We start from the raw sequence: 10,633 nt of genomic DNA on the forward strand, positions 1-10,633 counted from the left end.
TGACATCCGGGCGACAGGGGGCCCTCGACGCGTGGGCGGACCGGACGAAACACGGCGGTCGGCCCGTCAACTCTACCGAGGGCTCGTTCGGCCGCGGCGCATTCCGTGCCGCGGACGGCCCCGAAGAGGCGACGAATGATCGGCAGAATCCGCAAGGCCGCCCGCCGGCTCGGAACGGCCCATCTGCGACGGACGGCACGGTCCGGCAGCGCGGCGCTCGTCGCGGGCGTCCTCGGTCTCGGTTCCGGCGCCGCCGAGGCCGCATCCGCGGCGCAGCCCGGCCAGACCGTCGGCCTTCCCGTCGGGGCGCAGTTGCCCGTCGGCCTCTACTTCGTGAACACCTCGAGCTTCGGCGTGCGGGATACGCGCCCCGTCGGTTCCGAATCCAACATCAACCTGCCGACTTTCCTATGGGCGACGCCCTGGAGCCTGTTCGGCGCCCGGCTGAACCTCGCGGTGATCCAGCCCGTGGTGGCGGCGAGCGCGCGCGGCGCGCCCTACCAGAGCGGCATCGGCGTGCCGCTGATGGCCGCCCAGCTCGCCTGGAAGCTCTCCGACAATTTCGGCGTCAGCTACCTGTTCGGCGGCTACCACCCCGTCGAGACCCGGTTCGTGATCCAGAACGCCTCGCTGAGCCACCGCTTCGCCGCGACCTATTCGGGCGACGGCTGGAATCTCACGGCGAACCTGCTCTACGGCATCTATCTCGACCCGATCTCGCCCCAGGGCGGGGTCTATCCCGACTATCTCAACCTCGATCTCACGGCGACGAAGAAGTTCGGCAAGTGGGAGATCGGCCCCGTGGCCTTCGGCTCGTCCGATCTGCCGACGCGCTTTCCCGGCTATCGGCGTCAGGGCCAGATCGCGGTGGGCGGGCTCGTCGGGTACAATTTCGGGCCCGTGAACCTGCAGGCCTACGTCACGCAGGACGTGGTCGAACGCAATTACGGCGGGCGGGAGACCCGCGGCTGGCTGCGCGTCATCGTGCCGATCTACAAGGAAGCCACGAACTCGGCCGCCCCCTCCCCCTCGGTCACCGGCCCGGCCAGCCTCGCCCGGCGCTGATCCTCGGCTTTCCGTCCAGCGGGAGGCATCGGGCCCCGCAACGGGGCATCGAGCCCCGCCACGGGGCATCGGGCACCGCCACGGGGCATCGTGCCCCGCAACGGGGCTTCGGGCCGATCGAGGCCCTCGACTTTTCGGGATCGATCGGGCGAAACCGTCTCTGCACGCCTCAAGAGGGGGGCGCGGGGATCGAAGGGCGAGCGGCCGGGGGCCGCGCCGCGCGCAGTCCCGCGTGGAGAAGACACCGATGATCATCTGGTCCGGCTGGGGCGTCCTCAGCGCCCTCATCGCCGCTATCGCCTTCGCGGGCGGCGTGCTTCTCGATCTCCAGTTGCCCAGGGTCGGCATCCCCGCGCCCACCGGCCTCGTGCTGGCGTGGCTGGTCGGAGCGAGCGCGAACTGGGTCCTGGGCAAGCGCCTCAACGGTCGGCCCGGCCGGGAGATGATCGACGCACGCACGGGGCAGCGCGTCCTGCTGGTCCGAAAGCACACCCTGTTCTGGATACCGATGCAGTACTACTCGATCCCGATGCTGGTACTCGGCGCCCTGGTGGTGGTCGGCCTCGTCATCCGGACGCCACCGGCCTGATGCGCCCGGCGGTCACGGCCGCCCGGCGCAATCCGCGCGGCCGCCGTTCGAGCAGGAAGACGCGGTCCGCATCGTCCGGCGGAGCGAAACGCGCCGGCCGCGCGGCATCGGCGACGGAGGGACAGGCGGCATCGGGGCGGAAGCCGCCCGGCGCCCTCTTCACCTTTCGGCACCCGACGACGTACCGCGCATGGCCGCCATCGGCGAAGTTCTCCGCCCGGGCGCCAGCAGGAGCGGAACGAGAATCGCAAGACGCAGGCGATCGGGTCTCACAGGGTGAACACCGCGACCCAGACCCGGCGCCGCCCCGGGCCCGCGGGGGCGACGACGACTTTCCGGCTGCGCCGGCCCGGGATCAGGGTCTCGCCACCGGCACTGCCCTTCGGCCAGGCGGCGGGCCACCCCGGGAGGCCCGTCCCCAGGATGAGCAGGCCTCGATCGAGGCCGGGCGCGAGACCGTCGGGCACGAGCCGGGTCGCGAAGGCGTCCGCATCCGCCGCCGGCGCGTCGAAGCCGAGGCGCATCAGCCGGTCGATCCCCGCCTCGATCTCCGGAACCGTGGGCGGGCGGTCGGGGGCGCAGGCCCCCGGACCGAGCGCCAGGAGAATGCCGAACAGCGCGGCTGAAAGACCCCGAAGAATCACGGCCTCCGCCGGTAGACGCCCCGGAAGGTGACGTTGGCGCCGCCGCAGGCGAGGTTGTCGTCGACGACGAGCCAGGGGCCGAGGCGCCGCAGCCACACCTTGCAGGTGTACGCGTCGGCCGTCTGCACCGGTACGTTGCCGCCCTCGCCCATGGCGAAGCGCGCGGCGTCGCCCGCCGGGACGACCTCGCCCTCGATCTCGCCGGTGTGGACGCCGCCGCGCCGCATCCGCTCGGCGTCGCCCATGCCCCAGGTGGCGTCGCCCTTCACCGCGACGGTGCCGGGTTTGACGCCGGCCGCGAGGCGGATCTCGGCCTCCGCCTTCGTCCAGGTGCCGAACCAGCCCTCCGGGGTGAGGGCACCGGCCGGCTCGTCGGCGACGGCCGCGGCGGGCAGCCACCCGGTCCGGTCGGCCCCGTCCCGGGCACCCGGGTAGGTGGCGCAGACATGGGACCCGCGCCGATCCGTCAGGATCACGCCGTCGCCGGCCACCAGATAGGCCCGCTCGCGGCAGGCCGCCCCCGCCTCGGGACAGCCGTCCTGAGCCAGCCCGTCCTTGAGGAACGCGGTCCGGCCCGCGGCGGTGATGCGCCCGAGGGTCGGGGCCGGACCTTCGGAGAGCGCCGGAACCCGCCGGCATTCGTTGGAATCCGCCCGCGCTTCGTCCGCCGGGACCGCGAGGCCGGGCAGCAGCAGGACGAGGCAGACCGGAACCCGCGCTCCAAACCCGGCCATCCGCGTGCGCCGCACCATTCTGGAGGTCATCCCGTCACTCCGCTCGGACGATGGCTCGGGCGCTCGAAAGACGCTGCGCCCGCGTCCGGCCCCTATCACGCCGCGTGCCGAGGCGTCATGCGGCCGGTCTCGACCGAGCGAACCATTGAACCGCTGCGCCGTCAGGGTCGGGTCGCGTCATGGCCTGGGCCCAGCGAGAAACCGTCATCGGACCGGACTGTTCGCCACCGGAATCGGGGCCTCGCCCACCGGAAGGCCTGCGCCCCGCCCGGACCGGAACGACCTCCGGGCTCAAGCCATGCTCACCGGACAATGCTGGTGTTAGAAATGTGATATACCAATTTGCGCTGCACCATGGCATAGAAGCGCTGCAACATCACCCGAGGGGACCCGCCATGCTCACCACCGTCATCATCTCGACCGTCAGCCTCATCGCCCTTCAGGTTCTCCTCGTCGTCAAGGCCGCCGATCGCCTGTCGCCCGAGACCGGCACCCGCAGCACCGCCGATCACGCCGCCGCAGCCACCACCGCCGGCCGTTTCGCCGGGATCGCCTGAAAACTCAGACGACACGAAGCCCTACTCGGCGGCGATCCCCACGGGGGCGCCGATGGCGCCGGATCGCGACAGGGCGAGGCATTCGGCGGTCGAGTAGCCCAGCACATCGCGAAGAATCTCGTCCGTGTGCTCGCCCAGAAGCGGCGAGCGCGTCACCTCCGTCGGACTCGCCGAGAGCTTGATGGGATTGCCGACGGTGAGGTACGGCCCCCGCGTCGGGTGATCGACCTCCACCACGGTGCCGGCCGCGCGCAGGCCCGGATCCTCCGCGATCTCCTTCATGGAGAGGATCGGCCCGCACGGAATGTGCAGGGCGTTGAGGATCTCCATGGCCTCGAACTTGGTCTTGGCCATGGTCCAGGCCTCGATGCGGGTGAAGATCTCGTTCAGGTGCGGCAGGCGGGCCTTGGCCGTCGCGTAATCCGGGTGGGTCTTCCAGTCCGGCTCGCCGATGACGTCGCAGATCTTTTCCCAGACCGGCCCCTGCGTGATGAAGTACAGGTACGCGTTGGGATCGGTCTCCCAGCCCTTGCACTTCAGGATGCGCCCCGGCTGGCCGCCCCCGGAATCGTTGCCGGCCCGCGGCACGGCATCGCCGAACGGGATGCCCTCCCCGAACTGACTGTATTCCCGCAGGGGCCCGCGCTCGAGGCGCTGCTGATCGCGCAGCTTGACCCGGCACAGGTTGAGCACCGAATCCTGCATGGCGCAGTCCACCCGCTGGCCTAGGCCCGAATGGGTGCGCTGGTACAGGGCCGTGACGATGCCCAGCGCCAGATGCAGGCCCGTGCCGGAATCGCCGATCTGCGCCCCCGTCACCATGGGCGTCCCCGTGCGGAACCCCGTGGTCGAAGCCGCGCCGCCGACGCACTGGGCGACGTTCTCATAGACCTTGCACTCCGAGTAAGACCCCGGCCCGAACCCCTTCACCGAGGCGAGGATCATGCGCGGGTTGGCGGCGTGGATCGTCTCCCAGGTTAGGCCCATGCGGGCGAGCGCGCCCGGCGCGAAATTCTCCACCAGCACGTCGCACTCGGCCACCAGCCGCCACAGCACCTCGACGCCCTCGGTCGTCTTGGTGTCGAGGGTGATGGACCGCTTGTTGTGGTTCAGCATGGTGAAGTACAGGCTGTCCACGTCGGGCAGATCCTGAAGCTGATCGCGCGTCGCATCCCCGGCACCGGGCCGCTCCACCTTGATCACGTCCGCGCCGAACCAGGCCAGCAACTGCGTGCAGGTCGGCCCCGACTGGACATGGGTGAAGTCGAGGATTTTTACGTTTTCGAGCGCTTTCATGGTCTCACCGGGTGATTGAGGCGACATGACGCCGGACGCTGATCCATCGACTCGGGTCGCTTGATCGCGGAGGGCCGATCAATCCGAGGGGACGGCCCTCACACAGCCTACGGGTGACTCGCGTCCGCTCTGCTGAAAGGAGAGGGACAGGGTGAGGTGTGCGAACTCTCCGAAAAGGTCCCACACCTACCCCAACCCTCTCCTTCCAAGAGAGGGAGCGCGTCGCGCTTCACGTCGAAACGCGAAGGCTCACGCCGAGCGGATCAGGCCGGCTTCTTGCGGACCGTGCTCTGCGGGTTGAGGCTGCCGATGTTGCCGCTCTCGGTGCCGGCGGCCGGGTCGATGACCGCGTTGATGAGGGTCGGACGGCCGGAATCCATGGCGGCGTTGACGGCCTGGGACAGCTCGTCCGGCGTCGTCGCGTGGACACCGACGCCCCCGAAGGCCTCCATCATCCGGTCGTAGCGCGAATCCGCCACGAAGACCGTGGTGGCCGGATCGCGGCCCGTCGGGTCGATGTCGGTGCCGCGATAGATGCCGTTGTTGTTGAACACCACGATGCAGATCGGCAGGTTGTACCGGCAGATGGTCTCGACCTCCATGCCGGAGAAGCCGAAGGCCGAGTCGCCCTCCACCGCCAGCACCGGGTGGCCGGTCTCGACGGCCGCCGCGATGGCGTAGCCCATGCCGATGCCCATGATGCCCCAGGTGCCGACATCGAGGCGCTTGCGTGGGCGGTGCATGTCGATGATCCCGCGGGCGAGATCGAGGGTGTTGGCGCCCTCGTTGACCAGGATCGCGTCGGGTCGCTGCTGGATGATGGTCTTGAGCGCACCCAAGGCTCCGTGAAAATCCATCGGCGCCGCGTTCTTGCGCAGCTTGCCCGCCATCTTGGCGAGGTTCTCGTCGCGCTTGGCCGCGATGGCATCGGTCCAGGCGGCGGGCGGGGCCGCCCAGCCCTGGCCCATGCCGACGAGGAGGGCGGCGACGCAGGAGGCGATGTCGCCGACCACCGGGGCGACGATCTCGACGTTGGAATCCATTTCCCGGGGCTCGATGTCGATCTGGATGAACTTCTTCGAGCCGGGCGCCCCCCAGGTCTTGCCCTTGCCGTGGGACAGCAGCCAGTTGAGCCGCGCGCCGACGAGAAGGACGACGTCGGCCTCCTTCAGAACGAGGGAGCGCGCCGCGCCCGCCGACTGGGCGTGGGTGTCGGGGAGCAGGCCCTTGGCCATGCTCATGGGCACGTAGGGAATGCCGCTGCGCTCGACGAGGTCGCGGATCGCGTCGTCGGCCTGGGCGTAAGCGGCGCCCTTGCCGAGCACGATGAGGGGGCGCTTGGCTTGTCTGAGCACGTCGAGGGCGCGCTTGATGGCGTCGGGGGCGGGCAGCTGCGCCGGGGCCGCGTCGATGACCTTGACGAGGGACTTGGCGCCGGCCTCCGCGTCCATGGTCTGGCTGAAGAGCTTGGCCGGAAGGTCGAGGTAGACGCCGCCGGGCCGGCCGGACACGGCGGCCCGGATGGCGCGCGCGACCGCGATGCCGATATCGGCGGCGTGCAGCACGCGGAAAGCGGCCTTGCATAGGGGCTTGGCGATGGCGAGCTGGTCCATCTCCTCGTAATCGCCCTGTTGCAGGTCGACGATCTCGCGCTCGGACGAGCCCGAGATCAGGATCATCGGGAAGCAATTGGTGGTGGCGTTGGCCAGCGCCGTCAGGCCGTTGAGGAAGCCGGGGGCCGAGACCGTGAGGCAGATGCCGGGCTTCTGCGTGAGGAAGCCCGCAATGGCGGCGGCGTTGCCCGCGTGCTGCTCGTGGCGGAACGAGATGACCCGCATGCCAGCGGCCTGAGCGAGGCGGCCGAGATCGGTGATCGGGATGCCCGGCACACCGTAGATGGTGTTGATGTCGTTGAGCTTCAGGGCGTCGATGACGAGGTGGAACCCGTCCGTGATCTCGGGCTCGACGGCGGCGTGATCCTCGACGATGCGCTGGGCTAAGGCGGACATGGTTTCCTCCTGGAGTTGTTCTTGGGTTCGTCTTCCGGCGACCGGACGGACGGGTCCGGCCGCGGTCACGCGAGCCCGCACACCGCGCCGGCGACGCGGCGAGGGACGGGATCGGGACACCGATGGCGTCGGCGTCGGGTGTGGAAAGCGTCTGGCGCGACGGATTGCGGCGTTGCTGTTTGCCAGTTCACAAACGTTGGCATACCAAATACCAGTCGTCAAGCAACGCGGGTCGCGAACCTTGCCTGGCGGGCGGGTCGCCGGTAGTCCGAAAGGCTCGGCGGCCGTCCGGGCGTGATCGCCGCGCCGCGGGGCCGGTCGGGCGACCGATTCGGTTCCGGGCGGCGGCAATCGTGATTCGGCTTGGGATCGCGCGCCCCGCCTCCGCTCAAATCCTTGTCTGACAAGGCCAAATTTGGCATGGTCGAGGCAGAGCCGGCCCGGTCGAGGGCATCACTCCCACACCTTCCGGGGCGAAGATGGTCAGTTCCGACATGTTCGAAGTCAAACCCATCGCCGCGACGTCGAGCTTGCGCGCGCTGGCCTACGATGCGCTGAAAGAAGCCATCACCAACATGAACATCTACGATCAGAAGGAGGAGGTGCGGCTCGACGAGCGCAAGCTGTCCCTCAACCTCGGGGTCAGTCGTACCCCCGTTCGCGAGGCGCTGACGGTGCTCGAGCAGGAGGGCTTCGTGCGCTTCGAATCGCGGCGCGGCGTATTCGTGATCAAGAAGACGAAGCGTGAGATCGTTGCGATGATCCAGGCTTGGTCGGCCCTGGAGAGCATGGCTGCGCGCCTCGCCTGCACCCGGGCGACAGACGAGCAGCTCGCCTGCCTGCGCGAGCACTTCCCCGAATTCTACGAGGGTCGCCCGTCGGATCATCTCGACGAATATTCGGACGCGAACATCCGCTTCCACCAGAAGATCATCTCGCTCGGTCAGTGCGACGTGATCCGGGACATCACCAGCAACCTGTTGATGCACGTGCGCGGCATCCGCAACGCGGCCCTGCGCCAGGGCGACCGCGCCGCCAACTCCATCAAGGAGCACGTTGCGATCATCCAGGCCCTGGAGGCCCGCGACGCCGACCTGTCCGAGCGCCTCGTGCGCGAGCATGGCCTCGGGCTCGCCCGTCACGTCGAGATCTACGGCGACTACCTCGACTGAGGGTCGGGATTCCGCGCAGACCTACTGCCAGTATCGGTCGTTCGTCCGCGCGATGGCGCGGCCGAGGCTGAGCAGGAGCAGGTTTGCGGCCTCGACCACCTCCGGCGGGGCATCGAACTTCAGCGCGTGCTTGAGCGAGATGGCGAGATCCGCCGCCTGCGCCAGGGAATCCGCCTGGGTCGGGGCCGTGCCGAGGACGTAGCGCTCGCCGCCGTCGCGCATCTCTGTGATGTCGATGAGGATGCCGTGCGACCGCTCCGGCCGGCCGGCGGAATCGTGGTAGGTCCGGCCTCGGCTGAGCAGCCAGCGGACCGAGCCGTCGGCCTGGAACACCCGGTACTCGGCCAGGACCACGCCGCCGGCGCGCACGGCCCGGAGCATGTGCTCCATGAGCCAGGTCATGTCGCCCGGATGGACGAGGGCGAGGGCGCCGGGGCCGCTGAGCTCGCACCCGGCGAGCTCGGGCTTACCCGTCAGCAACCGCGCCGCGCCCTCGTCGTAGGTGACGACGCCGCGGGCATGGTCCCAACCCCAGGTCCCGACGACGCACGCCGCATCGAGGACGGCACGCAATCCGTCGAGATCGGTCGGTTCGTTGGTTGTCGTCACGTCCATGGAATGGCTTTCGATCGCGGCGGCCCGTCCCGCCGTCGCGACAACATGGAAAACCACGTGTTGCGCGACCGCAATCATGGACGCGACACTGAAATCGCACCAAACGCACGTCGCCGTATCGACAGGAATAGGCTGTCGGACCGTTACCACGTGCAACCATGGCCGGTCGTTAACCCCGGGTGGGGTTCCGATATGTGCCAGGGGCATGGCGCTTACACGGCATGCCGATCGTAGGGACAGTAAGGAAAGAACGCAGGACGCCGGGCGGCGCTGCCATCCCGGCGCCCGGGATCGATGGGCGATCGGGCGTCCCGTTCCCTGAAACCGTCCACCCCGGAGTGTTCAGGCGACGCGGGCCTCTTCGATTTCGTCGAGGCGCAGCTGGTAGAGGTCGCCCCACAGGATCCCGGCCTTCTCGTACCAGGCCGGATCGAAGAACAGCTTGGCGCAGAACTCGCTGTCCCAGATGCTGACGACGATAACCCGTGCATCGACAACCTTCACGTGCCGGCTGACGAGCCCGCGCGTGATGCCCACGGACGGGCACATGTCCATGCTCGTCATCCCGTACTGGTTCTCGCCGCTGAAGATCACGGGACATTCGAGGATCGCGAGATACCGCATGGTGTTCCCCTTGGAGCGGGCCGACGTGCCCGCATGGTGCCCTGGCCCCATTCGGGGCGGTGCCGTCTCGATCGCGGGCCGGCCTCACCGTTCCGTGATCCGCCCGATCGTTTTGTATTCATTCCGATGTCGGGTCAACACGGATCGCACGAAACCGGTTGTCTTACGCTGGCGACTGTCATTGGTGCAGCGCAAGACTTCTTCGGCCCTGCGGCAAGGCCATGAAATATTTCGGAAGTGCTTGGCGGTCCGCACGAAACCGGCCGTCGCGGCAGGACGGCTTTCCTGGCCGACACGATCTGCCCCGGGAGAAGCGGTTCGCCTATGGGGCGGCGCATCCTTCCGTCCGGTCGGGCGGGACCGCGAGGCAATCCCAGATGGTCTCGATGGCGCGCAGCGCGAAACCGTCCATCACCGCGACCTGATCGGTGCGGTGCGCGCAGAACGCCGCGAGACGCTCCTGCGGGCCGGCGCCCACCGCCACCGTGGCGAAATCGGTCTTCGCCAGGGTCCACACCAGGGCGTCGAACACATCGATACCGTGGGTCGTCACCGCCCGGAACAGGTTCCGTTCCGTCAGGAGTCCGATGATGGCGCCCTCGGCCGCGCGCCGCCCGTCGATCACCACGAGGGCCTCGGTGCCGGGGCGCGCCAGGAGGCGCATGGCATCGCGCACGGTCCGGTCCATGCAAATGTACTGGAGGGCCGCGCCGCGACCGTTCGAATCGCTGATATCCACGGCCGCGAATCCTCCGCCGGGCTGCTTCGACCCCACTGGTATGCACAATACCTGTGCCGATGGCCACATATTTTCGCAGCAGGGGATGAAACCAGCACCATCGTTCCGGTTTCGACAGCCAAAGGCGCGGGCCGGAATGCGCGCGTCCGCCGGATCCCAAACGGCATGCGCTCGGCGCATCTCGAATACCGTTTTTTACTGCGGCCTGCGAGCGGCACATAGATGTAGCGATGTAATTCGCAGTGGTCGCAAGACATGGTGCGGCGCAAAATCGAATTTTGTCGCGCCTACTCTTGACGGCGCCGACCGGTCGCGCAACCCTGGTATTCCAAATACCAGACGGCGTCGGGACAGGCGTCCGGACTGCGCGGCCAAGATCCAGGGTCGTCCCAGGGTCCTCGGCGCAGCCCCAAATCACCAGAACATCAATCGGGAGGATCGTCATGACCAGGGTAGAACCAAGTAAGGTCGAACGCGTCGGCGATGGATATCGCTGGGGCCAGCTCGTGATCGGCGTCATCTGCATGGTGATGATCGCCAACCTCCAGTACGGCTGGACGTTCTTCGTCCCCGACATCCAGAAGAAGTT

General features: G+C 68.5%; 11 protein-coding genes and 1 pseudogene. 5 read left to right on the forward strand and 7 right to left on the reverse strand.

The annotated features are described in order from the left end of the window. The first annotated feature begins 135 nt into the window (after positions 1–135). Positions 136–1,065: a transporter gene (locus ASF22_RS14180; protein WP_082483720.1), complete on the forward strand. Its 930-nt coding sequence runs from the start codon at positions 136–138 to the stop codon at positions 1,063–1,065. A 247-nt stretch (positions 1,066–1,312) separates the two neighbouring features. Further along, positions 1,313–1,654: a hypothetical protein gene (locus ASF22_RS23925; RefSeq protein ID WP_056265489.1), complete on the forward strand. Its 342-nt coding sequence runs from the start codon at positions 1,313–1,315 to the stop codon at positions 1,652–1,654. Positions 1,655–1,923: 269 nt separating this feature from the next. Here ASF22_RS23925 and ASF22_RS14195 read toward each other — a convergent pair whose 3' ends face one another. After that, positions 1,924–2,298, reverse strand: a complete 375-nt coding sequence (locus ASF22_RS14195) for a hypothetical protein (protein WP_056265495.1) — start codon at positions 2,296–2,298, stop codon at positions 1,924–1,926. Next, positions 2,295–3,062, reverse strand: a complete 768-nt coding sequence (locus ASF22_RS14200) for a hypothetical protein (RefSeq protein ID WP_244474293.1) — start codon at positions 3,060–3,062, stop codon at positions 2,295–2,297. The genes ASF22_RS14195 and ASF22_RS14200 overlap by 4 nt, the downstream gene beginning before the upstream one ends. Before the next feature lie 365 nt (positions 3,063–3,427). Here ASF22_RS14200 and ASF22_RS23930 point away from each other — a divergent pair, with 365 nt between their 5' ends. Beyond that, the gene (locus ASF22_RS23930; RefSeq protein ID WP_156368987.1) at positions 3,428–3,589 is read left to right on the forward strand and encodes a hypothetical protein; all 162 of its coding nucleotides are present in this window, start codon (positions 3,428–3,430) and stop codon (positions 3,587–3,589) included. Positions 3,590–3,610: 21 nt separating this feature from the next. Here the strand turns inward: ASF22_RS23930 and frc are convergent, their stop codons facing one another. Continuing rightward, positions 3,611–4,885 carry a formyl-CoA transferase gene (gene frc, locus ASF22_RS14205; RefSeq protein WP_056265497.1) on the reverse strand — a complete coding sequence of 425 codons (1,275 nt, stop codon included), beginning with the start codon at positions 4,883–4,885 and terminating at the stop codon, positions 3,611–3,613. A gap of 263 nt (positions 4,886–5,148) precedes the next feature. Beyond that, the gene (gene oxc / locus ASF22_RS14210; RefSeq protein WP_056265501.1) at positions 5,149–6,894 is read right to left on the reverse strand and encodes an oxalyl-CoA decarboxylase; all 1,746 of its coding nucleotides are present in this window, start codon (positions 6,892–6,894) and stop codon (positions 5,149–5,151) included. A 479-nt stretch (positions 6,895–7,373) separates the two neighbouring features. Between oxc and ASF22_RS14215 the strand changes: the two genes are divergently transcribed. Beyond that, on the forward strand, positions 7,374–8,066 hold the full coding sequence (locus tag ASF22_RS14215) for a GntR family transcriptional regulator (protein ID WP_056169477.1): 693 nt from the start codon (positions 7,374–7,376) through the stop codon (positions 8,064–8,066). A gap of 21 nt (positions 8,067–8,087) precedes the next feature. Here ASF22_RS14215 and ASF22_RS14220 read toward each other — a convergent pair whose 3' ends face one another. The 3 genes from ASF22_RS14220 to ASF22_RS14230 form a co-directional block, all read right to left on the reverse strand. Then, positions 8,088–8,681 (reverse strand): PAS domain-containing protein, encoded by a 594-nt coding sequence (locus ASF22_RS14220; protein WP_056169480.1) that lies wholly within the window; start codon positions 8,679–8,681, stop codon positions 8,088–8,090. 342 nt (positions 8,682–9,023) lie between these two features. Continuing rightward, on the reverse strand, positions 9,024–9,305 hold the full coding sequence (locus tag ASF22_RS14225; protein ID WP_056169483.1) for a hypothetical protein: 282 nt from the start codon (positions 9,303–9,305) through the stop codon (positions 9,024–9,026). A gap of 322 nt (positions 9,306–9,627) precedes the next feature. Next, a complete protein-coding gene (locus tag ASF22_RS14230) occupies positions 9,628–10,044 on the reverse strand; it encodes a hypothetical protein (RefSeq protein ID WP_244474294.1) in 417 nt (138 codons plus the stop codon). A 443-nt stretch (positions 10,045–10,487) separates the two neighbouring features. Between ASF22_RS14230 and ASF22_RS24920 the strand changes: the two are divergent. Next, positions 10,488–10,633, forward strand: a pseudogene (locus ASF22_RS24920) (oxalate/formate MFS antiporter); the annotation flags it as partial.

Source organism: Methylobacterium sp. Leaf87 (genome assembly GCF_001422775.1).
Lineage (GTDB): Bacteria > Pseudomonadota > Alphaproteobacteria > Rhizobiales > Beijerinckiaceae > Methylobacterium.

Coding starts and splice junctions, on each gene's coding strand:
- ASF22_RS14180 (WP_082483720.1), top strand. CDS start 136: ATGATCGGCAGAATCCGCAAGGCCGCCCGCCGGCTCGGAACGGCCCAT.
- ASF22_RS23925 (WP_056265489.1), top strand. CDS start 1,313: ATGATCATCTGGTCCGGCTGGGGCGTCCTCAGCGCCCTCATCGCCGCT.
- ASF22_RS14200 (WP_244474293.1), bottom strand. CDS start 3,062: ATGACCTCCAGAATGGTGCGGCGCACGCGGATGGCCGGGTTTGGAGCG.
- ASF22_RS23930 (WP_156368987.1), top strand. CDS start 3,428: ATGCTCACCACCGTCATCATCTCGACCGTCAGCCTCATCGCCCTTCAG.
- frc (WP_056265497.1), bottom strand. CDS start 4,885: ATGAAAGCGCTCGAAAACGTAAAAATCCTCGACTTCACCCATGTCCAG.
- oxc (WP_056265501.1), bottom strand. CDS start 6,894: ATGTCCGCCTTAGCCCAGCGCATCGTCGAGGATCACGCCGCCGTCGAG.
- ASF22_RS14215 (WP_056169477.1), top strand. CDS start 7,374: ATGGTCAGTTCCGACATGTTCGAAGTCAAACCCATCGCCGCGACGTCG.
- ASF22_RS14220 (WP_056169480.1), bottom strand. CDS start 8,681: ATGGACGTGACGACAACCAACGAACCGACCGATCTCGACGGATTGCGT.
- ASF22_RS14225 (WP_056169483.1), bottom strand. CDS start 9,305: ATGCGGTATCTCGCGATCCTCGAATGTCCCGTGATCTTCAGCGGCGAG.